Source organism: Rhizobium sophoriradicis (assembly GCF_025200795.1).
Lineage (GTDB): Bacteria > Pseudomonadota > Alphaproteobacteria > Rhizobiales > Rhizobiaceae > Rhizobium > Rhizobium sophoriradicis.
In genome coordinates this window covers 3918909-3943454 of record NZ_CP104152.1, presented here as the reverse complement: position 1 = coordinate 3943454, position 24546 = coordinate 3918909, and the positions used below count along the sequence as shown (strand labels likewise).

The window sequence follows — 24546 nt, the reverse complement described above, 5'->3', positions numbered from 1 at the left end:
CTGGATATAGCAATTTTTGATCGAAACGGCAATTCGAATCGTGATGTGGCTCAGCGCGGCATCTGCTTCATCTTCTTCTCGATCCGGCGCAGCGCCAGCGACAGGCCGATCGTCAGGATCAGGTAGATATAGGTGACGATCGAATAGGTCTCGAAGAAGCGGAAGGAGCCGGAGGCGTAGACCTTGCCCATCTGGGTAATGTCGGCGACGCCGAGAACGGAGACGAGCGAGGAATCCTTCACCATCGAGACGAAGTCGTTGGAGAGGGGCGGGAAGATGACCCGGATGGCCTGCGGGAAGACGACGAGCCGGAACCGGCGGTAGCGCGACAGGCCGAGGGATTTGGCCGCCTCTATCTGGCCGATATCGACCGACTGGAAGCCGGCGCGGAAGATCTCGGCAATGAAGGAGGAATAGCCGATCATCAGCGCGATGATGGCCCGCCACATCAGCGACAGATCGCGCACGAGGATCGGTTCGGCAATGCCGGCCTGCGCCAGCGGCGTGATGATTAAGTTATAGGCCGCGACAAGACCAGGCGCGCCGACAAAAGCGATGTAGAAGAGCAGCACCAGGATCGGAATGCCCCGGATGATCTCGATATAGAAGCGGGCGATCTGGCGCAGCACGATGCTGTCAGACAGGCCGAGCAGCGCGATGCCGAGACCAAGCACTGTCGCCAGCATGAAGGCGACGAGCGTCACGAAGACAGTAATGCCGGCGCCATTCACCACGGTCCGGAAGACCTGGGTGTAAATGTCGTTGGTGATGATAACGACGGCGAGAACGAGACCGATCAGAACAAGGACGGCCAGCCACCAGGGACGGTCGTCCTTCTCATGTCGCAGGGATGGTTGTGGCGCCATCTGCGATCGCTCGGGACTATTCGCCCATCTTGTAGTCGAGGAACCACTTCTTGTTCAGCGCATCAAAGGTGCCGTCCGCCTTCAGCGCTGCGATAGCGGCATTGACGGGAGCGACGAGATCTGAGCCCTTCGGGAAGATGAAGCCGAAATCCTCGGTGCCGAGCGCTTCGCCGACCACCTTCAGCCCGCCGTTCGAGGAATCGACATAGCCCTTGGCCGCGACGCTGTCGGTCAGCACGAGGTCGACGTCGCCGGTCTTCAGCGCCTGCACGGTAGCGCCGAAGGTTTCGAAAAGCTTGATGCGCGGGTTCTGTTCGTTGCCATCGAGGATTTCATAGACGGCAGTATAAAAAGGCGATGTGCCGGGTTGGGCGCCGATCAGGCCGTCGTTGAAGGCGGCAAAGCTCTTGGCGTCGGTGAAGCGCTTCTCGTCGCCGCGCACCAGCATGAACTGTTGCGAGCGCATATAGGGATCGGAGAAATCGACCTTCTGCTTGCGGTCGTCCTTGATGGTGATGCCGGTCATGCCGATATTGTACTGGCCGTCGGAAACCGCCTGGATCATCGCGTCCCAGCTGGTGTTCTGGTATTCGACCTTGAAGTTCAGCCGCTTGGCGATCTCGTTCATCGCATCATATTCCCAGCCGATCGCCTTGCCGGATTTCGGATCGACGAACTGCAGCGGCGGATAGGCATTCTCGGTGACGACGACGACGCTCTTGCCGCCGAGATCAGGCAGTTCGGCAGCCGATGCGGACAGCGGCAGTAGGGCAAGGGCGGCAAAGCCCGCAAGAACGGTGCGGCGAAACAGCATGAGACGGCTCCAAGATTGAACGGCAAAAACTGTCATGGATGACCTGCGGAAGGCAAGGCCGCCGGCCGCGCGGGCGCGCAAAAAATAGAAAAGGCGATCCGAAGACCGCCTTTTCAGAAATAGAATTTTGCGCAGATCTTATTCTGCTGCAGCTTCCGCTGCGGCTGCTGCTTCGGCAGCGGCCTTGGCTTCGGCGGCTTCTGCTGCTGCCTTCTCGGCGGCAAGCGCCTGAGCGGCTGCAACCTTTTCAGCTTCGATGCGTGCCTTTTCCTCGGCAACGGCGGCGCGCTCGGCGTCGTTGAGCTTGCGGGCGCGGACGCCGGTGTCTTCAACGATACGGGCAGACTTGCCGCGACGGTCTCTGAGGTAATAGAGCTTGGCGCGACGGACCTTACCGCGGCGAACGACGTCGACGCTTTCGATCAGCGGCGAATAGACCGGGAATACGCGCTCGACGCCTTCGCCGTAGGAGATCTTGCGAACGGTGAAGTTTTCCTGCAGGCCGCCGCCGGAGCGGGCGATGCAGACGCCTTCATAGGCCTGAACGCGGGTACGGTTGCCTTCCGTGACCTTCACGTTGACGCGGACGGTGTCGCCCGGGGAGAATTCGGGAAGGGTGCGCTTGGCTTCGATCTTGGCGGCCTGTTCGGCCTCGAGCTGCTGAATGATGTTCATCGTCTTAACCTTTGGTTCTTCTGAAACAGCCAGAGCGCTCGGCACTGATCCCTTGGGCGAGCCTCGGGATTTTGCCCCTTCGGGGCGGGAGCGGATTCGCCATTCTTTGTTTGCTGGCAGACGGGGCTAACCCCATTTCCGCGTGCGCCAATACACGAAAGGCCGGAGCTTGTCATCCCTCGCACGGTATTTTTGTGAAGGGGAGGGGAGAATCAGCCGTTTTTCTCGGATTCAACCTTTTCGAAGAGATCCGGCCGCCGCTCCCGCGTCAGCCGCACCGCCTCCTCGTGGCGCCATTTTTCGATGGCGCCGTGGTTGCCGGACGTCAGGACGGAGGGGATTTCCCGGCCTTCCCACTCCTGCGGCCTGGTATAATGCGGATGCTCCAGCAATCCGCCTTCGAAGCTTTCGTGCAGGCCGGAAAGATTGTTGCCCATGACGCCGGGCAGGATGCGGACGATCGCATCGAGCACGATCAGTGCGGCCGGCTCACCGCCCGACAGCACGTAGTCGCCGATCGAGACCTCTTCCAGCCCCCGCGCTTCGATCACCCGCTGGTCGACGCCCTCGAAGCGGCCACAGACGATGATGACGCCGTCGCCCGCCGCCAGTTCGCGCACGCGCTGCTGTGTCAGCGGCCGTCCGCGCGGGCTCATCAGCAGGCGCGGGCGGGTATCGTCTTCACCGGTGCTGTCGATGGCACGGGCGAGCACATCGGGCTTGAGCACCATGCCGGCACCGCCGCCGGCGGGCGTGTCGTCGACGGTGCGGTGTTTATCGGTAGCGAAATCGCGGATCTGCACGGCGTCCAGGGACCATTGCCCGCGCTGCAGCGCCTTGCCGGCGAGCGAAAAGCCCAGATGTCCGGGAAACATTTCCGGATAGAGTGTCAGCACGCTTGCCCGGAAAGCCATCACTTCTTCTTTTTCGGCTTGTCGGGAACGAATTTCGAGAGTTCTTCGGGATCGTCGATCAGCCCCGCCGCCAGCGGATCGATCAGCAATGTACCGGCTTCGAGGTCGATCTCCAACACCGAGGCTTCCGAGAAGGGGATCAGCACCGGGCGCTTGCCTGGACCCTTGAGTTCCAGGAGATCGCCGGCGCCGAAATCGAAGACGCCGGTGACCGTGCCGTAGCTGACGCCCTGGTCGTCCCGTGCCTCGAGTCCTTCGAGATCGGCATAGTAGAACTCGTCGTCCTCCAGCTCCTCGTCGGGCAGATTGTCGCGCTCGATGTAGAGTTCCAGGCCGTTCAGCGCCTCGGCGGCGTTGCGGTCGTTGATGCCGCGGAACCGGACGACGACGACGTTCTTCATTTCGCGGATTTCGAGGATTTCGAAGCTGCGTCCGTCCATGCTGTGCAGATGGCCGTAGTCGCCGAGCGCGGCCGGATCGGCCGTATAGGCCTTGGCGCGCACTTCACCGCGCAGGCCCTGTGCGCCGCCGATCGTCGCCATCAGAACGGGGTTTTCAAGCTTTGTCATGGGTTCCTTCATGTGAAGCCGGAAGACAGGCTTCTCATAAACGAAGTGCGGGTAATTGGAAATGAAAACGGCGGCATGTCGCCATGCCGCCCGTTCGACTGGGGAAGGTCCCGATTATTCCGCGGCGTCGGCAGCAGCAGCGGCGGCGTCAGCGGCCTTCTGCGCCTTTTCGGCGGCGCGTTCCTGGGCGCGCTTGCCGGGCTTTGCCTTGACCGGGTTGTTCTTGGCTTCGCGCTTGGCAACGCCTGCTTCATCGAGGAAGCGCAGGACGCGGTCGGTCGGCTGCGCGCCGTTTTCGATCCAGTGCTTGATGCGCTCGGCGTTCAGCTGAACGCGCTTCTCGTCGTCCTTGGCGAGCATCGGGTTCCAGGAACCGAGGTTTTCGAGGAAGCGGCCGTCACGCGGGCTGCGCGCATCGGCGAGAACGACGTGGTAATACGGGCGCTTCTTGGAGCCACCGCGGGCGAGACGAATTTTCAGTGCCATGTTCTTTACTCCTTAGGCTTTTCTTGACCGCTTCGTTAAGCGGTATGGTTATCGGGCTGTGGCGCTCTGTTCAGCGTGATCCGCAGCGATCTGCTCATGATGCCGGATGACTTCCTTGATGACGAAGTTCAAGAACTTCTCGGCGAAATCCGGGTCCAGATTGGCGGCTTTCGCCAGCTGGCGAAGGCGTTCGATCTGGTATTCCTCGCGCGCCGGATCGGCCGGCGGCAGGTTGTATTTGGCCTTCAGCACGCCGACTTCTTTGGTGCAGCGGAAGCGTTCGGCCAGCATGTGCACGAGAGCGGCGTCGATGTTGTCGATCGACTGACGGTAGCTCGCGAGCTGGGCTTTGACGTCTGGATCAATCATGGGGCAAACGATCCTTTCACTTCTTCTTCGGCAAGCCGGGCAATCCCGGGAAACCACCGCCGAGGCCCGGCAGCTTGGCGCCGCCGAGGCCCGGCAAACCACCCGGCAGACCGCCGAGACCGGGCATACCCCCACCCGGCTTTCCAAGCCCCGCTGCTTCGGCCTGCTTCTGCAGGGCTTCGAGCTGCTTCGGGTCGATATTCGAGAGATCGGGCATGCCGCCGCCCATGCCGCCTAAGCCGCCAAGCCCCATCTTGCCGGCAAGGCCGCCCATCATCTGCTTCATCATGCCGCCTTTGCCCTTGCCGCCCATCATCTTCATCATGTCGGCCATCTGGCGGTGCATCTTCAGAAGCTTGTTGATGGCGGCGGCATCGGTGCCGGAGCCGGCGGCGATGCGCTTCTTGCGCGAATGCTTGAGCAGGTCGGGATTGGCGCGCTCGGCCCTGGTCATCGACTGGATGATGGCGATCTGGCGGCCGAAAAGCTTGTCGTCGAGGCCGGCGGCGGCCATCTTGTCCTTCATGCCTGCCATGCCGGGCATCATGCCCATGATGCCGCCCATGCCGCCCATCTTCTGCATCTGGCGCAGCTGGTCGGCGAGGTCGTCGAGATCGAACTTGCCCTTGGCCATCTTGGCGGCCATGGCGGCCGCCTTCTCGGCGTCGATATTTTCCGCCGCGCGCTCGACGAGCGAGACGATGTCGCCCATGCCGAGAATGCGGTCGGCGATGCGGCGAGGATGGAACTCCTCAAGCTCGCTCATCTTCTCGCCGACGCCGATCAGCTTGATCGGTTTGCCGGTGACGGCTCGCATCGAAAGGGCGGCGCCGCCGCGGCCGTCGCCGTCCATGCGGGTCAGCACGAGGCCGGTGATGCCGACGCGTTCGTCGAAATTGCGGGCGAGGTTGACGGCATCCTGACCGGTCAAGCTGTCGGCGACCAGAAGGATTTCATGCGGGTTCGAACGCTTCTTGATGTCGGCCATCTCGACCATCAAGGGCTCGTCGATATGGGTGCGGCCGGCGGTGTCGAGAATGACGACGTCATGGCCGCCGAGCTTGGCCGCCTGCACCGCACGGGCAGCGATATCGGTCGGCGACTGGCCGGCGATGATCGGCAGCGTGTCAATGCTGGCCTGGGCGCCGAGCTGGCGAAGCTGCTCCTGGGCTGCCGGACGGCGCGTGTCGAGCGACGCCATCAGCACTTTCTTCTTCTCGCGCGTCGACAGGCGATGGGCGATCTTGGCTGACGTCGTCGTCTTGCCCGAGCCCTGCAGGCCGACCATCATGACGACGACGGGGGCGGGCGCATGCAGGTCGATACCGACGCCTTCGCCGCCCAGCATCTCGATCAACTCGTCATGGACGATCTTGACCACCATCTGGCCGGGCTTGATCGACTTCAGGATCTCGGCGCCGACGGCCTTTTCACGCACGCGGTCGGTGAAGGAACGCACCACGTCGAGCGCGACGTCGGCCTCCAGCAGCGCACGGCGAACCTCGCGCAGCGCTGCGGAAACATCGGCTTCCGAAAGCGCGCCACGGCCTGTCAGTCCATTCAGAATGGATCCAAGACGGTCCTGGAGGTTTTCAAACATCGGCTCTTCCTTGATACGTTTCGGGCGGGTTCGATCTGCCCGGAAACGTCGTGCTTTTCCGTGACGAAAACAAGACGCAAAGCCAAAAAGCACCCGAGGGCGCATCGCGCTGTCGGGTGTTGACCTCCGGGATCTCAGGTCCCGGTCGGCGGCTCGGAGTCATGCGGCTCGTCGCGGATTGGGCGCGATAAACAGGAAAGCGGCGCGAAAGTCAAGGCGAATGCGTGGGATGACCGCCCGGCGGAGGTTTCGGACGCCCTTTAGGGTATATTTCACAGTAAAAATTCCGGCTGACGGCCCCAATTCGCGATAGATCCCAGTTGCAAAATATTCCACTTATGATTCTACTTTCTACTTAAGTGCATCCTGTAAAATGATTCGTGAATATCCTTGATGCCGGATGATCCGGCGGAGATATCGAATGATCAATGCTGATATTGAGAGCTGGGCACTGGCGCGGGCTCATCATATTGTTCTGAACGAAGGCCTTAGTCTCGCAAAGGCGGCACAGGATCTGGATCGCAAGCGCTCCCGCTCCCTGGTCTACGAGCTGAGAAAGGTCATCACCGCCGCCATCGTCGAAGCGCATGCGGCGTCTTTCGAAGCCGAAGGCGGGCAGCGGTAGAAGCCGGACGGTTTCGGGGCTCAGCCGGCTGCGGCGTCCGCGCGGTACTCACCCACTGGTAATTCCTTCGCATTTCCGCCATATACAGCGGAAACACGGACGGAATATACCATGAGCGCAACGGTCGAATTCGCGAGGATGAACGGGCTTGGCAACAAGATCCTGGTCGTCGACATGCGTGGCCGGCCGGATAAGGTAACGGCAGCGGCGGCTGTCGCGCTCAATGCCGATCCTGAGACCGAGTTCGATCAGATCATGGCGATCCATGATCCGAAGGCCGATGGCACCGATGCCTTCATCGATATCCTGAATTCCGATGGTTCGAAGGCACAGGCTTGCGGTAACGGCACACGCTGCGTCGTGCAGGCGCTTGCCGCCGAGACCGGCCGGAAGGCCTTCACCTTCCAGACGGTCGCCGGCATTCTTAACGCCGTCGAGCACGAGGACGGGACGATCTCCGTCGATATGGGCAAGCCGGTTTTCGATTGGGACAGGATCCCGCTCTCGGAAGAATTCCACGACACCAGCCGCATCGAGCTGCAAATCGGCCCGATCGACAATCCGGTGCTGCATTCGCCATCTGCCATGTCGATGGGCAACCCGCATGCGATCTTCTGGGTGGACAAGGACGTGATGTCCTATGATCTCGCCCGCTTCGGGCCGCTGCTGGAAAACCATCCGATGTTTCCCGAGCGCGCCAATATCACGCTCGCGCAGGTGACCTCGCCGACATCGATGACGACGCGCACCTGGGAGCGCGGTGCAGGCCTGACGCTTGCTTGCGGCTCGGCCGCCTGTTCTGCCGCCGTCAGTGCCGCGCGCACCGGCCGCACCGGCCGCACGGTGACGATCAATGTCGCGAGCGCCAAGCCGCCGGCGACACTTTCGATCGAATGGCGCGAGCGCGACGATCACGTCATCATGACCGGCCCGGCCGAATGGGAGTGGTCGGGCAGGCTCGATCCTTCGACCGGCCTCTGGTCGCGCGATGATACCCGAGGGGCGGAGGCGCAGTGAGCGGCATCGAGGTCATTACCTTCGGCTGCCGCCTCAACACATATGAATCCGAAGTGATGAAGGCGCAGGCCGAGAAGGCCGGGCTCAACAACGCCGTCCTGGTCAATACCTGCGCGGTGACCGGCGAGGCCGTGCGCCAGGCCCGTCAGGCGATCCGCCGGGCACGGCGCGACAATCCGCATGCCCGCATCATCGTCACCGGCTGCGCCGCGCAGACGGAAAAAGAAACTTTCGCCGCCATGCCGGAGGTCGATGCCGTGCTCGGCAACGAGGAGAAGCTTGCGAGCGCTTCCTATCGCAGCCTGCCGGATTTCGGCGTTTCGGCTCAGGAGAAGCTGCGCGTCAACGACATCATGAGCGTCAAGGCGACGGCGCCGCAGATGGTCAGGCACATCGACGGCCATGTGCGTGCCTTCATCCAGGTGCAGAACGGCTGCGACCACCGCTGCACCTTCTGCATCATCCCCTATGGCCGCGGCAATTCCCGCTCCGTGCCGATGGGGGCCGTCGTCGACCAAGCCCGCAAGCTCGCCGACAGCGGTTATCGCGAGATCGTCCTGACCGGCGTCGATGCCACCAGCTATGGCGGCGATCTGCCGGGGATGCCGACGCTCGGGCTTCTGGCGAAGACGCTGCTGAAACAGCTTCCGGACATCCGCCGGCTCAGGCTTTCGTCGATCGACAGCATCGAGGTCGATGCCCATCTGATGGACCTCATCGCCGACGAGCCGCGCTTCATGCCGCATCTGCATCTGTCGCTGCAGCATGGCGACGACATGATCCTGAAGCGGATGAAGCGCCGGCATTCGCGCGCCGATGCGCTGCGCTTCATCGAGGATGCACGCCGTCTGCGCCCCGAAATGAGCTTCGGCGCCGATATGATCGCCGGCTTCCCGACGGAAACCGAGGAAATGTTCGGCAATGCCGTGCGGCTCGCCGAAGAGGCCGGCATCGCGCATCTGCATGTTTTCCCCTACAGCCCGCGTCCCGGCACGCCGGCCGCCCGCATGCCGCAGCTTGACCGGTCGCTGGTCAAGGATCGCGCCGCACGGCTGCGCGCCACTGGACATAAGCTCCATCAATCCCATCTCGACGGCATGGTCGGAACCCGGCAATGGCTGCTTGTCGAAAACAACGGCCTGGCGCATACGGAGAACTTCACGCTGGTCGCAGCCGCCGGCCTTCGCCCTGGCGAACTTGTGTCGGCCACCATCACCGGCCACAATGGCAAGCATCTCGACATGCAATTGATGGCCGCAGCGGCCTGACTTTCACGGAATCCCCATGGCGCTCAGTTTCATCAAAAAGGTCTTCACCTTCGGCAAGCCGGCTGAAGAGCCCGTGCCCGATGCCGTGGAAAGGGAACTTGAGCCGCGCTCGCGCGACGAAGACCTGCCGGTCGCCGACGATCCGGTTCTTCCCGAGGAGATGGCTACGGCGGGTGGACCGGCGGCGGATATTGATGAAGCGGCAGGAGAGCCGGAACCTGTCGCGGCAGAAACGGAAGTGCTGCCGCCGGCCGATCATCTGGGCGAAGTGGGCGTCGTGCCGTTGTCGCTACTGGAGGCCGAGGCGGAAGCCGAGCAAGATACCCCCCCTACCCTGCCGGGCGTCCCCCCCACAGGTGGGGGGACTGAGCAATTGGATGCCGCCCGCCAGACAATGGATGTGGAGAGTGCGCCTGCAGATGTGGAGAGTGAGGCCGCTGCTTCGGATGAATCAGCCAATGTGGCGGAAGACATCGCCGCGAGTTTCCCCCCACCTGTGGGGGGGACGCCCGGCAGGGTAGGGGGGGAAGTCACAGATCGCGAGCTTTCCGTCGAAACGCCCCTGCCGCCATCGGAGCCGATAGAGCCAGCGCCAGCCGTCGAGCCGATTCTCCCCAAAGGTTTCGCCACCGGCCCGAAGACCGTTGAACCAGAGCCCGTTGTCCTCCAGCCGAAACTCAGCTGGTTCCAGCGGCTGCGCAACGGGCTTGCGCGCACCTCCTCGCAGCTCACCAACCAGATCACTGCGCTCTTCACCAAGCGCAAGCTCGACGACGAGACGCTGCAGGATCTCGAAGACCTGCTGATCCAGGCCGATCTCGGCGTCGAGACGGCGCTGCGCGTCACCGATACGCTCGCCTCCGAGCGCTATGGCAAGGACGTCACCGGCGAGGATGTGAGCCGCATCATGGCGTCCGAGATCGCCAAGGTTCTGAAGCCGGTCGCCAAGCCGCTGCAGCTCGATCTCTCACATAAGCCGCATGTCATCCTCGTCGTCGGCGTCAACGGCACCGGCAAGACCACGACGATCGGCAAACTGGCGGCGAAGCTTTCCGGCGCCGGGCTGAAGGTGATGCTGGCGGCCGGCGATACGTTCCGCGCGGCGGCGATCGAGCAGTTGAAGATCTGGGCCGAGCGGACCAAATCCGAATTCGTCGGCACCAAGCTTGGCGCCGATGCGGCCGGTCTTGCCTATGACGCCTTCGAGCAGGCGAAAGCGAAGAAATGCGACGTGCTGATCGTCGATACCGCCGGCCGCCTGCAGAACAAGGCCGAGCTGATGGCCGAGCTCGAGAAGATCGTGCGGGTGCTCGGCAAGCTCGATCCCGACGCGCCGCATACGGTGCTGCAGACGCTCGACGCCACGACGGGGCAGAATGCGCTGAGCCAGGTCGAGATCTTCCGCAATGTCGCCGGCGTCAATGGGCTGATCATGACCAAGCTCGACGGCACGGCGCGCGGCGGCATTCTCGTCGCGATCTCCGCCAAGCACAAGCTGCCGGTCTATTTCATCGGTGTCGGCGAGGGGGTAGACGATCTCGAGCCGTTCGAGGCCGAGGATTTCGCCCACGCCATTGCCGGGCTTCCCCAATGATGCCACAGATAAGCCGCCGAAGACCTGCAAGGGACGGTCGGGAAACGAATTTTTAGAAATAGCAGGTTCGAAGAACGCATGACCACCGAAAGCGATATCACCCCGAGCGCGGCCGACCGCCATCATCCGATGCTCAAACTGGCGCTGGAACTCGGGCCGCTGATGATCTTCTTCTTCGCCAATCTGCGCGGCCAGTGGCTGGTGGAGAAATTTCCGGCCCTTTCCGAACTGGGTGGCCCGCTCTTCGTCGCGACCGCGCTCTTCATGGCGGCGACGGTCGTTTCGCTTTTCGTTTCCAAGGTCGTACTCGGCCATCTGCCGATCATGCCCTTCGTCTCAGGCATCGTCGTCGTCATCTTCGGATCGCTGTCGATCTGGCTGCAGAACGAGACCTTCATCAAGATGAAGCCGACCATCGTCAATGCGCTCTTCGGGGTCGCCCTGCTTGGCGGGCTGGCTTTCGGCAGGTCGCTGCTCGGTTACGTCTTCAATGCCGCCTTCCAGCTCGATGCCGAAGGCTGGCGCAAACTGACGATCCGCTGGGGCGTCTTCTTCCTGTTCCTCGCCGTGCTGAACGAAGTCGTCTGGCGCAATTTTTCGGACGATACCTGGGTCGCCTTCAAGGTCTGGGGCACGATGCCGATCACCATCATCTTCACGCTGGCGCAGATGCCGCTGGTGCTCAAGCACAGTCTTGCTCCCGAAACGGGCGGTGAAAAGTGAGCGCTGCAGATGCCGATTATCGGATAAGGCACCAGACCTTCTGGCTGGTCGCCTGCTTCACGGTGCTCATCGCGCAGATTATCGCCGAATATCTGATGGGCCGCTTGCCGATCTGCGCCTGCGGTTACGTGAAGCTGTGGGAGGGTGGGGTCAATACCAGCGGCAATTCGCAGCATCTGTCGGACTGGTACACGCCATCGCACATCATCCATGGCTTCCTGTTCTATGGGCTCGGCCACCTGATCCTGCGCCGCAAGCCGCTGGCGGCAAAGCTGCTCATGGCACTGTTCATCGAATCCGCCTGGGAACTCCTGGAAAATTCGCCTCTCATCATCGACCGCTACCGCACGGCGACGATCGCGCTCGATTATTACGGCGACAGCATCCTGAATTCGGCGATGGACACCGTCTTCATGTGCCTCGGCTTCTTCTTCGCCTGGCGCGCGCCGGTGGCGCTGACGGTGGCGATTGCCATCTTCTTCGAGATTTTCACCGGTTACGTGATCCGCGATAATCTGACGCTCAACGTGGTGATGCTGATCTGGCCGGTGGAGGCGATCAAAGTCTGGCAGGGTGGGCTATAGGCCCTCCGCCTTGGTTAGATCTCTCCGAGGTCTAACCAAGATGAAATTTACGAAGCCGGCTTCGCCAGCGCCTTTTCCATCGCCGGAAACAGCCCTTCCTTCAGGCTGATATCGTCGAAGGGGCCGACGCGCTTGTAGAGGATCGTGCCGTCGGCGCCGACCAGATAGCTTTCCGGGATACCATAGACACCCCAGTCGATCGCCGCCTTGCCGTTCGGATCGATGCCGATCGCCCGATAGGGATTTCCGAGTTCGCCGAGGAAACGCAGGGCGTTGTCGTTCTTGTCCTTGTAGTTGATGGCGACGATGTTGAGCCGACCATCCTTCGCCAGTTCCTTCAAGATCGGATGTTCGTCCCTGCAGGGAAGGCACCAGGAGGCGAAAACGTTGACGAGGGTCAGCTTGCCCTTGATCGCCGCATCGGTGAGCGCCGGCAGGTTTGCCCCGTCGAGCGGCGGAAGATTTAGCGCCGGCGCCTTGGTGCCGATCAGGGCCGATGGGATTTCGGCGATGTTCTTGCCATGGAAATCCTGGTCGTAGAGCATCTTTGCGGCCGTCGCGGCAATGGCGCCGAAGACGATCAGCGGCAGAAGCGCCAGAGCGTAGCGACCAAGTCCGCGCGGCCTGACGATTTTGGTTTCGGGCGCCTCGTTCATTCGCCGTCCCCCGTGCGCGCCGAGCGGCGGCGAATGCCTGCGGCTTCGAGGGCTGCGAGTTCACGCCGGCGCGCCCGGCCGTCGGCCCAGGTCCAGAGGGCGACCGCGACCGTCACGAGGGCTGCAAAGCCGTAGGAGGCGTAGACGTAGAAAGCATGCGTCATGGGTCTATTCCTCCCGGCTCGCCATCCGAGCGGCGAGACGGCGCTGTGCGGCGATGCGGCGGCGCCAGATTTCGTTCCTCATCGCCATGATGTGCAAGGTGAAGAAGAGGAGAGTGAAGGCGATCGCCATGACGAGGAGCGGGCGCAGGAATTCCGGGTCGATCGCCGGACCGCCGATCCTGAGCACGCTCGCCGACTGGTGCAGCGTGTTCCACCATTCGACGGAGAACTTGATGATCGGAATGTTGACGAAGCCGACGAGGATAAGCACGGCGCAGACCCGCGCGGCCCTCGACGGATCGTCGATGGCGCGGCTCAGCGCAATCAGGCCGAGATACATCAGAAATAGGACGAAAACGGAGGTCAGGCGGGCGTCCCAGACCCACCAGGTGCCCCACATGGGTTTGCCCCACAGCGAGCCGGTGACGAGCGCCAGCAGGGTGAAGGCGGCGCCGAGCGGGGCGGCGGCCTTGGCGGAGACGTCGGCCAGCGGATGGCGCCAGACCAGTGTGCCGATCGCCGAGACACTCATGATCGTGTAGCACATCATCGAGAGCCACGCGGCCGGGACGTGGATATACATGATACGGACGGTTTCGCCCTGCTGGTAATCGCCTTCAGTGGAGAAGCTGAGATAGAGGCCAGCCGCGAAACAGAGCGCGGTGATGCCGGCCAACCAGGGGATGACACGGGCCGCCAGCGCCAGAAACAGCGTCGGGTTGGCGAGATCGCTGAATTTGCGGATGGCAAGGCTTGTGTCGTTCATGGCTGCTTCCTTACCTTGATCCGGCTTTTCCCGCAATCGAATGACATTCAATCCGACGCGTTTCGCAGCGCAAGCGCAGCGGCGGCCGGGCCGATCACCGCGAAGAACAACGTCAGTGCGGTCAGGATGAGGAAGGGTGGCAGGAACGGGACGGGATCCTCGACGGCGGCATAGGTGGCGCTGACGCCGAAGATCAGAACCGGGATGGTCAGCGGCAGGACCAGGATCGAGACCAGCAGGCCACCACGGGGCAGGGCGACGGCAACGGCGGCGCCGACGGCGCCGATGAAGGTGATGGCCGGCGAACCGACGAGCAGCGTCAGCGCGGTCGCGCCGATCGCCGTCTCGTCCATATTCATGAAGAGGCCGAGCAGCGGCGAGGCGATGACCAAAGGCAGGCTGGTGGCCGTCCAGTGGGCACAGCATTTGACCAGTACGGTGAGGACAAGCGGTGTTTCCCGCGTCAGCATCAGGTCGAGCGATCCATCGTCGCGCTCGGCCTGGAACAGGCGGTCGAGGCCAAGAAGGGCTGCAAGCAGGGCGCCGATCCAGACGATGGCGGGGCCGATACGGGAAAGAAGCTTGAGATCCGGGCCGACGCCGAAGGGAATGACGGCGACGACGGTCAGGAAGAATAGTACTCCGATCAACGCACCGCCCCCGGCGCGGATCGAGAGCTTGAGGTCGCGGAGGAAGAGGGCGGTCATCCCCACACCCCCTGATCCACGCCGGCAAAGCCCGTCATCTTCAATTCCTGCACATTCGTCAGCCCCAGCGGCTGATGTGTCGCCGCCAGCACGATGCCGCCTTTCGCCAGATGGGCTTCGATCAATCCGGCAAACAGCCGATCGGCGCTGGCATCGAGGGCCGCTGTGGGTTCGTCGAGGATCCAGACGGGCCGGTGGGAAACGAGCAGCTTGGCGAAGGCGAATCGGCGCTGCTGGCCGGCGGAGAGATAGCCGAAGGGAAGATGAGTTATACCCGAAAGGCCGACGGCTTCGGCTGCCGCTTCGAGGGGTAGGCCGGCGGGTGCATCCGTTTCGCCGAGGAAGGCGCGCCAGAAATCAAGGTTCTCTGCAACCGTAAGTTCATTCTTCATCGCATTTCGATGGCCGAGGTAGTGGCAGACCTCGCCGGGATGCCGGCCTTCCCGGCTGCCGTCGCCATGAAAGATGACAGTGCCCTTTTCCGGCCTGAGGAGGCCGGCGACAACGCGCAGCAAAGTGGACTTTCCGGATCCATTTCTCCCCGTCAGGACAAGCGCCTCGCCGGCTGCCAAGTGAAAGGAAAGATTAACGAAAATCAAATCCTCACCGCGCCTTGCGGCCAGATTTTCGGCGGTGAGATGCATGCATCGGTTCTTTCGTCGTTGCGGGTTGCGGAGGGGTCAAAAAATGTCCGATTTTGCTCGTTTCCGGGTATGGCAAGTTTTTAGGAAATTATCTATAAGACCTGCAACCACGCCAGCGGTCGGCGTGAATTTCATCCTTGCGCCGAACTTGGAGCATCTGTTCCACGTGCGGACAGCGGAAATGGCCGTACCCGCATCCTGATGTGCATTAAGTGCATAGGCGTTCGCACGACTGTGTTGGCTATCAGAAACGGGGTCTCTCGTGTCTAAATCTCTTGACAGTTTCAATTGTCGTTCCACGCTTTCCGTTGGTGGAAAGGACTATGTCTATTACAGCCTGCCCAAGGCTGAGGCAAACGGTCTGCCCGGCGTCTCGAAGCTGCCCTATTCGATGAAGGTGCTGCTCGAAAACCTGCTGCGCTTCGAAGACGGTCAGTCGGTCACCAAGGAGCATATCCTGGCCGTAGCGGAATGGCTGAACAATAAGGGCGCGGTCGAAAACGAGATTGCCTATCGCCCGGCGCGCGTGCTGATGCAGGACTTCACCGGCGTTCCCGCGGTCGTCGACCTTGCCGCCATGCGCGACGCGATGGTGTCGCTCGGCGGCGATCCCGAGAAGATCAACCCGCTCGTTCCAGTCGACCTCGTCATCGACCACTCCGTCATCGTCGATGAATTCGGCACGCCTCAGGCTTTCGCCAAGAACGTCGAGTTGGAATATCAGCGCAACGGCGAGCGCTACCGCTTCCTCAAGTGGGGCCAGCAGGCCTTCAAGAATTTCCGCGTCGTGCCTCCCGGCACCGGCATCTGTCATCAGGTCAATCTCGAATATCTCGGCCAGACGGTCTGGACCAAGGAAGAGGACGGCGAGACGATCGCCTATCCCGATACTTGCGTCGGCACCGACAGCCACACGACGATGATCAACGGTCTTGGCGTTCTCGGCTGGGGCGTGGGCGGTATCGAAGCGGAAGCGGCGATGCTCGGCCAGCCGGTTTCGATGCTTCTTCCTGAAGTCATCGGCTTTAAGCTGACCGGCAAGCTGAAGGAAGGCGTCACGGCGACCGACCTCGTTCTGACCGTCGTGCAGATGCTGCGCAAGAAGGGCGTCGTTTCCAAGTTCGTCGAATTCTTCGGCCCCGGCATGGACAATATGCCGCTCGCCGACCGCGCGACGATCGGCAATATGGGTCCGGAATACGGCGCCACCTGCGGCTTCTTCCCGGTTGACGGCGAAACCATCAACTACCTCACCATGTCCGGCCGCACGCATGACCGGATTGCGCTGGTCGAAGCCTATTCGAAGGCCCAGGGCATGTGGCGCGAAGGAGACGGTTCCGACCTCGTCTTCACCGACACGCTGGAACTCGACCTCGGCGATGTCGTGCCGTCGATGGCCGGCCCGAAGCGTCCGGAAGGCCGCATCGCGCTCGAAAACATCGCTTCCGGTTTCGCCGGCTCGATGGATGCCGATTACAAGAAGCCCGGCCAGCTTACTAACCGCTATGCGGTCGAGGGCACGGATTTCGATCTCGGCCATGGCGACGTGGCGATTGCCGCCATCACCTCATGCACCAACACCTCCAACCCGTCGGTGCTGATCGCTGCCGGCCTTCTCGCCCGCAACGCCGTTGCCAAGGGCCTGAAGACCAAGCCGTGGGTGAAGACCTCGCTCGCTCCGGGATCGCAGGTCGTCGGCGAATATCTTGCCAAGTCCGGCCTGCAGGCCGATCTCGACAAGCTCGGCTTCAACCTCGTCGGCTTCGGCTGCACCACCTGCATCGGCAATTCCGGCCCGCTGCCGGCGCCGATCTCGAAGACGATCAACGACAAGGGCCTGATCGTATCGGGCGTGCTCTCCGGAAACCGTAACTTCGAAGGCCGTATTTCGCCTGACGTCCAGGCGAACTACCTCGCTTCGCCGCCGCTCGTCGTCGCCTACGCGCTTGCCGGCACGGTGCAGAAGGATCTGACCAACGAGCCGATCGGCGAGGACCAGAACGGCAACCCGGTCTATCTCAGGGATATCTGGCCGACCTCTGCGGAAGTCCAGGAATTCATCCTGAAATACGTCACCCGCGAGCTTTACGAAAGCAAGTATGCCGACGTCTTCAAGGGTGACGTCAACTGGCAGGCCGTTCAGGTTCCGCCGGGCCAGACCTATGCCTGGGACGACAATTCGACCTATGTCCAGAACCCGCCCTACTTCGTCGGCATGGGCAAGAAGGGCACCGGCGTCGCCGACATCAGGGGTGCGCGCGTCCTCGGCCTGTTCGGCGACAAGATCACTACCGACCACATCTCGCCGGCCGGTTCGATCAAGGCGGCATCGCCGGCCGGTGCCTATCTCATCGGTCATGACGTTGCCGTTGCCGACTTCAACCAGTACGGCACGCGCCGCGGCAACCATGAAGTGATGATGCGCGGCACCTTCGCCAACATCCGCATCCGCAACCACATGCTCGGCCCGAACGGCAAGGAAGGTGGCTACACCATCCACTACCCGTCGAAGGAAGAGACCTCGATCTACGACGCGGCGATGCAGTACAAGGCCGAAGGCGTGCCGCTCGTCATCTTCGCCGGTGTCGAATATGGCAACGGCTCCTCGCGCGACTGGGCGGCCAAGGGCACCAACCTGCTCGGCGTCAAGGCGGTGATCGCCCAGTCTTTCGAGCGCATCCATCGCTCGAACCTGGTCGGCATGGGCGTCATCCCCTTCGTCTTCGAAGAGGGCACGACCTGGCAGAGCCTCGGCCTCAAGGGCGACGAACTCGTCACCATCGAGGGCCTGGACAAGATCAAGCCGCGCGAGCGGAAGATCGCCAAGATCACCTATAGCGACGGCACCGTTAAGGACGTTCCGCTGCTGTCGCGCGTCGATACGCTCGACGAGGTGATTTACCTAAACAATGGCGGCATTCTGCAGACGGTCCTGCGCGATCTCGCTGCCTGATTGTTAAGAGCCTGACATGATCAGGGCCGCCGGAGAGCAATTTCCGGCGGCTTTTCTTTTGCGGCGGCGGCATTCGAGCGGGCTCACGATGATTTGTTTTCTGCGGCTTCCGGTCGTGCTGCGTCTCACCCGTTCGTGACTTTTCGTTTGGACCCGGAAGGATTATTCGTACGTTCATATCTCAGAGCCTCCGGTTCCCAACACGCTGGCGACGCTGAAAAAGAGGTGCAGGTGAATGTCCCCCCGTTTGTTGATCCCGCTATTGGCCGGTCTTGCTCTCGCAGGGCCGCTGCATGCCGAAGACGGCACGCCGAAAGGCGTCGTCGAGCTGTTCACGGCGCAGGGCTGCTCCTCCTGTCCGCCGGCTGATGCGGCTTTCCGCAAGCTGGTGAACCAGGGAAATGTCATCGCGCTCGCCTATCACGTCGATTACTGGAATTATCTCGGCTGGGCCGATACGCTGAGTTCGAAGGAAAACACCGAGCGGCAATATGGCTATGCCAGGACGATGGGCCGCAGCAACGTCTACACGCCGCAGGCCATCGTCAATGGACGCGGCCACCTGGCCGGCTCCGATTTGAACGGCATCAACAGCAGGATCGACACCTATAGCGGCGAAGGCAACGGGTTGACTGTTCCTATCAGCGCATCGATGCGCGGCGACGAGCTGGAGATCAAGATCGGAGCGGGACAGGGCAAAGCCAATGTCGTGATGGTCTATTTCGACAAGGAAAAGACGATTGAGGTCGAAAAAGGCGAGAACAGCGGAAAGAAGCTCTCGTATCTGCACAGCGTCACCAATGTCGAAACGGTCGGCATGTGGGATGGCAAGGCGACCAGTCTGACGCTGCCGGCAACCGTCCTGCAGCGGCCGCAGCTCGAGGGTTGCGCTATCCTGCTGCAGTCGGCGACCGCGGACGGCGATCCGGCCGCGATCCTTGGCGCGACCGTGGTGATGGCGGGCAAAAATATCTGAGTCGCATCCGCTTACGGATGAAGGTCCGGGCGGCCCGGCTGAGCGTATTCGGGGCTGGGGTTAAGGTCGATACGCTCCGCCGGGCCCTTTGGCGCGCTGGCGCCAAACCGGGATGCATAATTCTCCTGCAAATGAGGCGCTGTTTTGACTGAAATGCGGCGCTGCCGAGAAAGCGGCGACCTGTCCACTGTCGGCTGCGACTGAATGTGACGGGCCGCACTCTTGCAATTTGTGGCGGCTCGGGCAAACTGTCATTCCCCTGTCACAAGCGGAGGCCTCGGGAGACTGATGACAGATCAGCCGGATTTGCGACACGGCGGAAACCGCTCCGTCGACAATAGTTCCTCAGTCGTCGTCGATCTCAGGGAATACAAACAAAGCAAAGATCCGCTGCCGGTGACTTTCCATAGGCGCGAACTCGACGCGATCCTCTGGATCTACGGCCGCATGGTCGGTGAGGGTGAATGGCGCGATTACGCTATCGATCACCTGAAGGACAAGGCGGTGTTTTCCGTCTTCAAGCGCTCCGGCGAAATGCCGCTCTTCCGAATCGAAAAAAACCCGAAGCTCGCCGCCAAGCAAGGCGCCTATTCCGTCATCAACGTCAACGGCATGATCCTGAAGCGCGGACACGAGCTGAACCTAGTCCTCAAGGTCTTCGACAAGGCCTTGAAGCTGGTCGATCAATAAGCCTCATCAGCCGGCGAACAGCGTGCCGGGATAGACGGCTGGATCCGGATCGGTCGTCATGCCCTCGCCGAGGCTGCGCTGCATGAGCATCGTGTCAAGCCAGCGGCCGTGCTTGTAGCCTGTGCCCTGCATCAGGCCGACCTCCACGAAGCCGGCCTTGAGATGAAGCGCGATCGAGGCGGGGCTTGCGCCGCCGATGACGGCCACCATCTGACGAAAACCAAGGGCGGTGCAGCGGTCGATCAATTCGCTCATCAGTGCTTTGCCGATACCGCGGCCGCGGGCTTCGGGCGCCAGGTAAACCGAATCCTCCACCATCCAACGATAGGCCGGGCGGGTGCGGAAGGCCGAGGCATAGGCGTAGCCGAGGAAGTTTCCGTCGTCATCGGCTGCGGCGATATAGGGATATTGCTGGCCGACGATGGCGGCAAAACGCTGCAACATCTCGGCCTCGGAGGGCGGCGCAATCTCGTAGCTTGCAACGCCGTTCAGGACGGAGTCGCGATAGATCCCGGTAATGGCGGGGATATCGGCTTGAGAGGCGTCGCGCAGAAGGAAGGACATCGGGCAGTTGGTCCAGCGGCGGGGCGGAGCTCCTCTAAAACCATCCCTGCGAAAACGGCGCAACAAAAAAGGCGGCCGAAGCCGCCTTTTTCGATCGTAATGGACCTGCTTATTTACGGTTGCCCATGAACTGCAGCAGGAACATGAAGAGGTTGATGAAGTCGAGATAGAGCGTCAGTGCGCCCATGATCGCCTTGCGGCCGGCAACAGCGACGTCATCAGCTTCGTAGTAGAGTTCCTTGATCCGCTGCGTGTCGTAAGCGGTGAGGCCCGCGAAGATCAGCACGCCGATCACCGAGATGGCGAACTGCATCGCCGACGAGGCCAGGAAGATGTTGACGATCGAGGCGATGATCAGGCCGAAGAGGCCCATGATCAGGAACGAGCCCATTGCCGACAGGTCACGCTTCGTCGTGTAGCCGTAAAGCGACAGCGCGCCGAAGGAGGCGGCGGTGACGAAGAAAGTCTGAACGACGCTCTGACCGGTATAGATCAGGAAGATCGACGAGAGTGACAGACCGACGAGCGCGGCATAGATCGCGAAGGTCGTCTGGGCGGCGCTCACCGACATCCTATGGATCCGAAAGCTCAGGAAGAACACCAGAGCCAGCGGCGCCAGAATGACGACCCATTTCAGCGGGCTCAGGTAGATCGCCTGGCCGAAAGCGGTAATCTCGCCATTGGCGAAAGCGAGCTGGAACGACAGATATGCGGCCACACCGGTGATCGCCAGACCCAGCGCCATCAGGTTGTAGACCTTGAGCATATAAGCGCGCAGGCCCTGATCAATCATCTCGCCGGTCTGAGCGCGGCTTTGATAGTTACGAAGATCAGCCATAGTTTCCTCTTACAAGCTCCGATGGAGATACGGTGTCGGGGTTTTCGACCCGGGCGCCGCTGCGGAGCTCCAGCATGCCTGCAGACAATATGAGGCCTTCGCCCCTCGCAAACAAGAGGCTTGCAAAGGCCCGGCCGGTTAAATCGCCGTAAGGTGAAGGGTTTGGGCGTCGCTATCCGGTCAAAGCTCGCGCAGAACGGGCGCCGCCTTCTGGCCGAGGATGCGCCAAGTGCCGATGAGGCCGATGCCGACGGTCAGGACGAGCGCCGTCACCAGCGTCAGCCCCGCCAGATCGGGCAGAAAGGCCGAGGGAAGGCGCATGATGCGGGCGACGATGAACCAGGCGGCGGCGGCGCCGGCGATTAGCGCGAAGATCGCGGTCGCAAGACCCAGGATCAGATATTCGTAACTGAAGGCGCGGATCAGCATGGCCCGGGTGGCGCCGAGCGTCTTCAGCACCACTGCATCGTGGGTGCGCGCCCGGTTTCCGGCGGCAAGCGCCCCGGCAAGGACGAGGATCGAGGCGATCAGGGCCACCGAGGCGGCGGCGCGGATCGCGGTCGCAAGCTGCGCAACGAGCTGGTTGACGATATCGATCGCGTCCTTGACGCGCACGCTGGTGATCGTCGGATAGGTGTTGGTGACGGATTTCAGGATCGCCGCATCTTCGGCCGGCGTCGAGGCGGGATCGGTCAGCGTCGCGAGCCACGCGTGCGGCGCGCCGCGAAAAGTGTTCGGCGAGAAGACCATGACGAAATTGATCGACAGCGATTCCCACTGGACGCGGCGCAGATTGGCGATCTTGGCGGTGATGTTGCGGCCGAGCACATTGACGGTGACGGTATCGCCGATCTTCAGGCCGAGTTCATGCGCCTCTTCCGAGGAGAAGGAGACCAGCGGCTCGCCGCTGTAATCCTTGTCCCACCAGCTGCCTTCGGTCAGCGCGGCATTTTCCGGCAAAGTGTCGGCATAGGTGATGCCGCGATCGCCGTTCAGCACCCAGCGGCCGGCGGCCGGCACGTTGATCTTGCTGACATCCTCGCCGTTGAAGGCGACGATGCGGCCGCGCAGCATCGGCACCTCCATGAGCTTGCCCTTCGGCGCCTGCGCCTGGACGAGATTGCGGAATGCGTCGACCTCGGCGCTCTGGATATCGACGAAGAAAAAGTTCGGCGCGCCCTCGTTCATCCGGCCGGTCAGCTGCTGGCGCAGGTTTCCGTCAATCAAGGTCAGCGTCACCAGCAACGCCAGGCCGAGGCCGAGCGACAGCACCACCGAGGGCGTCAGGGCGCCGGGCCGGTGGATGTTGCCGATCGCAAGCCTGAGCGCCGGCGAGTTGACGCGCGGGCTGCGGCGCGCAAGCCAGGCGATCAGGGCGGCGACGAGGCGCAGCACGACAAAGGCGAAGACGATCGCACCGACGAAAACGACGGCGATGAAGCGATCATAGGCGGTGAGGACGGCAAGGCCGGCAAGCGCTGCCATGAAGAGGGCGGCCAGCAGGATATAGGGCCAGGACGGCAGGCGGCGGGCCTCGAAGCCCTGCTCGCGGAAGAGCGCCGTCGCCGGCACCTCGCGGGCATGGCCGAGCGGCAGGATGGCGAAGGCGAGCGTTGTCAGGATGCCGAAGAGCGCCGCTAGCAGCAGGGCGCCGGGATAGAGCGTCGGCGCTGTGGACACCGGCAGGAATTGCGCCAGGAACTGCGCAGCGAAGATCGGCGACAGGGCGCCGACGACGAGGCCGATCATGATGCCGCCAAGGGCGATGATGGTGATCTGGAACAGATAGATCAGCACGACGACGGCGGCCGGCGCACCGAGGCATTTGAAGCTGGCGATGGTGGTGCGTTTGGAATCGAGGAAGGCACGCACCGCATTGGCGACGCCGACGCCGCCGACGATCAGCGCGGTCAAGCCCACCAGCGTCAGGAACTGCGAGAAGCGGGTGATGTTTTCGGTAAGCGAGGGCGCGGCCCGGTCGCTGGTGCGGATCGCCCAGCCGGCGGAGGGGAATTCCCTTGAGGCGCGCGCCTGGATGCCCGATATCGCGCTCCTGTCCTCCAGCCGGATCTTGTAGGCATGTTCGACCAGGCTTCCGGTCTGGATAAGGCCCGAGGCATCGAGCGCCCGGCGGCTGACGAGCAGGCGCGGCGCAAAGCCGAAGCCTTCGGAAAGGGCGTCCGGCTCGGTCTTGACAGTGCCGGTGATGCTGAGTTTGACATTGCCGAGCAGCAATTCGTCGCCGACCGCAAGGCCAAGCCGATCGAGCAGCAGCGGGGCTGCGACCGCGCCATAGGTGCCGCTTTGGGCCGAAAGCAGGGCTGCGAGCGGATAATCCGGCTCGGCCGCGAAGCTGCCATAGAGAGGGTAGGCGTCGTCGACGGCCTTGACTTCGACCAGCGCCTGGTCGGAACCATCAGGCTTGCGGGCCATCGAGCGCAGACCGGTCGACACCGAGACGGTTCCGAGACCTTCGAGGAAAGCCATTTCCTGCGGTGTTGCCTCGCGGTTGTTGAGCTCGAAGCGGACGTCGCCGGCCAAGAGCTCCCGTCCCTGCGAGGCGATCGTGTCGGTGATCGACTGTGAAACCGAGTTGACGGCGGCAATCGCCCCTGTGCCGAGCGCGATGCAGGCGAGAAAGATGTAGAAGCCGCGAATGCCGCCGCGCAGCTCACGCAGCGCCAGGCGAAAAGCAAGCGCGGTGCGCGGCGTGATCATTCTCATGCGAATGCCGCCTCGCTGCGGCGGGCAGCGCTGTCGTCTTCGATCCGGCCGGAGCGGACGCGGATCTGGCGCGAGCAGCGGCTCGCAAGCGAGACGTCGTGGGTGACGAGAAGCAGGGTCATGCCGCGTTCGGCCTGTTTGGAAAACAATAGGTCGGCGATCTGGCGGCCAGTCTCGGTATCGAGATTGCCCGTGGGCTCGTCGGCGATCAGCAAAGCGGGCGAAGGAGCGAGCGCTCTGGCGATCGCCACGCGCTGCTGTTCGCCGCCGGAAAGCTGGCCGGGATAGTGGTTCAACCGTTCCCCGAGACCGACCGAATTCAGCTCGCGGTGGGCGATCTCGAAGGCGTTGCGGACATTGGCGAGCTCCAGCGGCACGGCGACGTTTTCCAGCGCCGTCATGTTGGCGATCAGGTGGAAGGATTGGAAGACGATGCCGATGTTACGGCCGCGGAAATCGGCGACCTCATCCTCGCTCAGCGCGTGGAGCGGCGTGTCGTTGATGTTGATTTCGCCGCTGTCCAGCTTCTCCAATCCGGCAAGCACCATCAGCAGGGTGGACTTGCCGGAACCGGAAGGGCCGACGATGCCGACGGATTCGCCCGCTGATATATCGAGATCGATACCCTTCAGCACATGGACGGAGGCCGCGGCGCTGCCAAGGGTCAGATCGGCGCTCTTCAACTCGATGATGGTTTTTGCCAACGGAAATCGCCCTATATAAGCCCGTAATCAAATTGCCGCATAACGGCACCCCGCCA

General features: G+C 62.4%; 26 protein-coding genes. 9 read left to right on the top strand and 17 right to left on the bottom strand.

Annotated elements, in window-relative coordinates; translation table 11 throughout:
* Positions 1-50 precede the first annotated feature (50 nt).
* From N2597_RS19360 to ffh, 8 genes are all read right to left on the bottom strand, one after another.
* Entirely contained in the window at positions 51-866 is an 816-nt protein-coding gene (locus N2597_RS19360) for an amino acid ABC transporter permease (protein WP_183597795.1), read from the bottom strand.
* 16 nt (positions 867-882) lie between these two features.
* A complete protein-coding gene (locus N2597_RS19355) occupies positions 883-1680 on the bottom strand; it encodes a transporter substrate-binding domain-containing protein (protein ID WP_038691865.1) in 798 nt (265 codons plus the stop codon).
* Positions 1681-1818: 138 nt separating this feature from the next.
* Positions 1819-2355 (bottom strand): 50S ribosomal protein L19, encoded by a 537-nt coding sequence (rplS, locus tag N2597_RS19350; RefSeq protein ID WP_038691862.1) that lies wholly within the window; start codon positions 2353-2355, stop codon positions 1819-1821.
* 212 nt (positions 2356-2567) lie between these two features.
* Positions 2568-3269, bottom strand: coding sequence for a tRNA (guanosine(37)-N1)-methyltransferase TrmD (gene trmD / locus N2597_RS19345; protein WP_009994360.1), 702 nt, complete (start codon positions 3267-3269; stop codon positions 2568-2570).
* Entirely contained in the window at positions 3269-3838 is a 570-nt protein-coding gene (gene rimM / locus N2597_RS19340) for a ribosome maturation factor RimM (protein WP_077992451.1), read from the bottom strand. Before rimM ends, trmD begins: the two co-directional genes overlap by 1 nt.
* Positions 3839-3952: 114 nt before the next feature.
* Complete coding sequence (rpsP, locus tag N2597_RS19335) at positions 3953-4324, bottom strand: 30S ribosomal protein S16 (protein ID WP_009994363.1); 372 nt, start codon at positions 4322-4324, stop codon at positions 3953-3955.
* 48 nt (positions 4325-4372) lie between these two features.
* On the bottom strand, positions 4373-4693 hold the full coding sequence (locus N2597_RS19330; protein WP_009994364.1) for a chorismate mutase: 321 nt from the start codon (positions 4691-4693) through the stop codon (positions 4373-4375).
* Positions 4694-4709: 16 nt separating this feature from the next.
* Positions 4710-6293, bottom strand: a complete 1584-nt coding sequence (gene ffh, locus N2597_RS19325) for a signal recognition particle protein (RefSeq protein ID WP_183597793.1) — start codon at positions 6291-6293, stop codon at positions 4710-4712.
* Between the two features lie 400 nt (positions 6294-6693).
* Between ffh and N2597_RS19320 the strand changes: the two genes are divergently transcribed.
* The 6 genes from N2597_RS19320 to N2597_RS19295 all read left to right on the top strand — a co-directional run bounded on the left by N2597_RS19320 (position 6694) and on the right by N2597_RS19295 (position 12104).
* Positions 6694-6918: a hypothetical protein gene (locus N2597_RS19320; protein WP_097605907.1), complete on the top strand. Its 225-nt coding sequence runs from the start codon at positions 6694-6696 to the stop codon at positions 6916-6918.
* 111 nt (positions 6919-7029) lie between these two features.
* Positions 7030-7935: a diaminopimelate epimerase gene (dapF, locus tag N2597_RS19315; RefSeq protein WP_183597791.1), complete on the top strand. Its 906-nt coding sequence runs from the start codon at positions 7030-7032 to the stop codon at positions 7933-7935.
* The gene (gene mtaB / locus N2597_RS19310) at positions 7932-9203 is read left to right on the top strand and encodes a tRNA (N(6)-L-threonylcarbamoyladenosine(37)-C(2))-methylthiotransferase MtaB (RefSeq protein ID WP_183597789.1); all 1272 of its coding nucleotides are present in this window, start codon (positions 7932-7934) and stop codon (positions 9201-9203) included. Before dapF ends, mtaB begins: the two co-directional genes overlap by 4 nt.
* Before the next feature lie 16 nt (positions 9204-9219).
* Positions 9220-10797: a signal recognition particle-docking protein FtsY gene (gene ftsY, locus N2597_RS19305; RefSeq protein ID WP_183597787.1), complete on the top strand. Its 1578-nt coding sequence runs from the start codon at positions 9220-9222 to the stop codon at positions 10795-10797.
* Positions 10798-10875: 78 nt separating this feature from the next.
* Positions 10876-11520: a septation protein A gene (locus N2597_RS19300; RefSeq protein ID WP_096762055.1), complete on the top strand. Its 645-nt coding sequence runs from the start codon at positions 10876-10878 to the stop codon at positions 11518-11520.
* Positions 11517-12104 carry a DUF2585 domain-containing protein gene (locus tag N2597_RS19295; RefSeq protein WP_096762054.1) on the top strand — a complete coding sequence of 196 codons (588 nt, stop codon included), beginning with the start codon at positions 11517-11519 and terminating at the stop codon, positions 12102-12104. Before N2597_RS19300 ends, N2597_RS19295 begins: the two co-directional genes overlap by 4 nt.
* Positions 12105-12151: 47 nt before the next feature.
* Here the strand turns inward: N2597_RS19295 and N2597_RS19290 are convergent, their stop codons facing one another.
* From N2597_RS19290 to ccmA, 5 genes are read right to left on the bottom strand one after another with little or no spacing between them, the layout of a single operon-like run.
* A complete protein-coding gene (locus tag N2597_RS19290) occupies positions 12152-12760 on the bottom strand; it encodes a DsbE family thiol:disulfide interchange protein (RefSeq protein ID WP_096762053.1) in 609 nt (202 codons plus the stop codon).
* Entirely contained in the window at positions 12757-12924 is a 168-nt protein-coding gene (ccmD, locus tag N2597_RS19285) for a heme exporter protein CcmD (RefSeq protein WP_096762052.1), read from the bottom strand. Before ccmD ends, N2597_RS19290 begins: the two co-directional genes overlap by 4 nt.
* 4 nt (positions 12925-12928) lie before the next feature.
* Positions 12929-13690, bottom strand: a complete 762-nt coding sequence (locus N2597_RS19280) for a heme ABC transporter permease (RefSeq protein WP_096762051.1) — start codon at positions 13688-13690, stop codon at positions 12929-12931.
* 47 nt (positions 13691-13737) lie between these two features.
* Positions 13738-14397: a heme exporter protein CcmB gene (ccmB, locus tag N2597_RS19275; RefSeq protein WP_183597785.1), complete on the bottom strand. Its 660-nt coding sequence runs from the start codon at positions 14395-14397 to the stop codon at positions 13738-13740.
* Entirely contained in the window at positions 14394-15041 is a 648-nt protein-coding gene (gene ccmA, locus N2597_RS19270) for a heme ABC exporter ATP-binding protein CcmA (protein ID WP_183597783.1), read from the bottom strand. The genes ccmB and ccmA overlap by 4 nt, the downstream gene beginning before the upstream one ends.
* Positions 15042-15303: 262 nt before the next feature.
* On the opposite strand from ccmA, the gene acnA reads away from it, so the two are divergent.
* From acnA to N2597_RS19255, 3 genes are all read left to right on the top strand, one after another.
* Entirely contained in the window at positions 15304-17994 is a 2691-nt protein-coding gene (gene acnA, locus N2597_RS19265; protein WP_183597781.1) for an aconitate hydratase AcnA, read from the top strand.
* A 235-nt stretch (positions 17995-18229) separates the two neighbouring features.
* Positions 18230-18970, top strand: a complete 741-nt coding sequence (locus N2597_RS19260) for a DUF1223 domain-containing protein (RefSeq protein WP_183597779.1) — start codon at positions 18230-18232, stop codon at positions 18968-18970.
* A 288-nt stretch (positions 18971-19258) separates the two neighbouring features.
* The gene (locus tag N2597_RS19255) at positions 19259-19660 is read left to right on the top strand and encodes a DUF2794 domain-containing protein (protein WP_009991293.1); all 402 of its coding nucleotides are present in this window, start codon (positions 19259-19261) and stop codon (positions 19658-19660) included.
* A gap of 6 nt (positions 19661-19666) precedes the next feature.
* On the opposite strand, the gene N2597_RS19250 is transcribed toward N2597_RS19255, so the two are convergent.
* The 4 genes from N2597_RS19250 to N2597_RS19235 form a co-directional block, all read right to left on the bottom strand.
* On the bottom strand, positions 19667-20224 hold the full coding sequence (locus N2597_RS19250) for a GNAT family N-acetyltransferase (protein WP_183597777.1): 558 nt from the start codon (positions 20222-20224) through the stop codon (positions 19667-19669).
* 109 nt (positions 20225-20333) lie between these two features.
* The gene (locus N2597_RS19245) at positions 20334-21062 is read right to left on the bottom strand and encodes a Bax inhibitor-1/YccA family protein (protein ID WP_077992203.1); all 729 of its coding nucleotides are present in this window, start codon (positions 21060-21062) and stop codon (positions 20334-20336) included.
* A 180-nt stretch (positions 21063-21242) separates the two neighbouring features.
* Positions 21243-23786 carry an ABC transporter permease gene (locus N2597_RS19240; RefSeq protein ID WP_183597775.1) on the bottom strand — a complete coding sequence of 848 codons (2544 nt, stop codon included), beginning with the start codon at positions 23784-23786 and terminating at the stop codon, positions 21243-21245.
* The gene (locus N2597_RS19235) at positions 23783-24490 is read right to left on the bottom strand and encodes an ABC transporter ATP-binding protein (protein ID WP_064683834.1); all 708 of its coding nucleotides are present in this window, start codon (positions 24488-24490) and stop codon (positions 23783-23785) included. The genes N2597_RS19240 and N2597_RS19235 overlap by 4 nt, the downstream gene beginning before the upstream one ends.
* Between the last annotated feature and the right edge of the window lie 56 nt (positions 24491-24546).

Coding starts and splice junctions, on each gene's coding strand:
- N2597_RS19360 (WP_183597795.1), bottom strand. CDS start 866: ATGGCGCCACAACCATCCCTGCGACATGAGAAGGACGACCGTCCCTGG.
- N2597_RS19355 (WP_038691865.1), bottom strand. CDS start 1,680: ATGCTGTTTCGCCGCACCGTTCTTGCGGGCTTTGCCGCCCTTGCCCTA.
- rplS (WP_038691862.1), bottom strand. CDS start 2,355: ATGAACATCATTCAGCAGCTCGAGGCCGAACAGGCCGCCAAGATCGAA.
- trmD (WP_009994360.1), bottom strand. CDS start 3,269: ATGGCTTTCCGGGCAAGCGTGCTGACACTCTATCCGGAAATGTTTCCC.
- rimM (WP_077992451.1), bottom strand. CDS start 3,838: ATGACAAAGCTTGAAAACCCCGTTCTGATGGCGACGATCGGCGGCGCA.
- rpsP (WP_009994363.1), bottom strand. CDS start 4,324: ATGGCACTGAAAATTCGTCTCGCCCGCGGTGGCTCCAAGAAGCGCCCG.
- N2597_RS19330 (WP_009994364.1), bottom strand. CDS start 4,693: ATGATTGATCCAGACGTCAAAGCCCAGCTCGCGAGCTACCGTCAGTCG.
- ffh (WP_183597793.1), bottom strand. CDS start 6,293: ATGTTTGAAAACCTCCAGGACCGTCTTGGATCCATTCTGAATGGACTG.
- N2597_RS19320 (WP_097605907.1), top strand. CDS start 6,694: ATGATCCGGCGGAGATATCGAATGATCAATGCTGATATTGAGAGCTGG.
- dapF (WP_183597791.1), top strand. CDS start 7,030: ATGAGCGCAACGGTCGAATTCGCGAGGATGAACGGGCTTGGCAACAAG.
- ftsY (WP_183597787.1), top strand. CDS start 9,220: ATGGCGCTCAGTTTCATCAAAAAGGTCTTCACCTTCGGCAAGCCGGCT.
- N2597_RS19300 (WP_096762055.1), top strand. CDS start 10,876: ATGACCACCGAAAGCGATATCACCCCGAGCGCGGCCGACCGCCATCAT.
- N2597_RS19290 (WP_096762053.1), bottom strand. CDS start 12,760: ATGAACGAGGCGCCCGAAACCAAAATCGTCAGGCCGCGCGGACTTGGT.
- ccmD (WP_096762052.1), bottom strand. CDS start 12,924: ATGACGCATGCTTTCTACGTCTACGCCTCCTACGGCTTTGCAGCCCTC.
- N2597_RS19280 (WP_096762051.1), bottom strand. CDS start 13,690: ATGAACGACACAAGCCTTGCCATCCGCAAATTCAGCGATCTCGCCAAC.
- ccmB (WP_183597785.1), bottom strand. CDS start 14,397: ATGACCGCCCTCTTCCTCCGCGACCTCAAGCTCTCGATCCGCGCCGGG.
- ccmA (WP_183597783.1), bottom strand. CDS start 15,041: ATGCATCTCACCGCCGAAAATCTGGCCGCAAGGCGCGGTGAGGATTTG.
- N2597_RS19260 (WP_183597779.1), top strand. CDS start 18,230: ATGTCCCCCCGTTTGTTGATCCCGCTATTGGCCGGTCTTGCTCTCGCA.
- N2597_RS19255 (WP_009991293.1), top strand. CDS start 19,259: ATGACAGATCAGCCGGATTTGCGACACGGCGGAAACCGCTCCGTCGAC.
- N2597_RS19250 (WP_183597777.1), bottom strand. CDS start 20,224: ATGTCCTTCCTTCTGCGCGACGCCTCTCAAGCCGATATCCCCGCCATT.
- N2597_RS19245 (WP_077992203.1), bottom strand. CDS start 21,062: ATGGCTGATCTTCGTAACTATCAAAGCCGCGCTCAGACCGGCGAGATG.
- N2597_RS19240 (WP_183597775.1), bottom strand. CDS start 23,786: ATGAGAATGATCACGCCGCGCACCGCGCTTGCTTTTCGCCTGGCGCTG.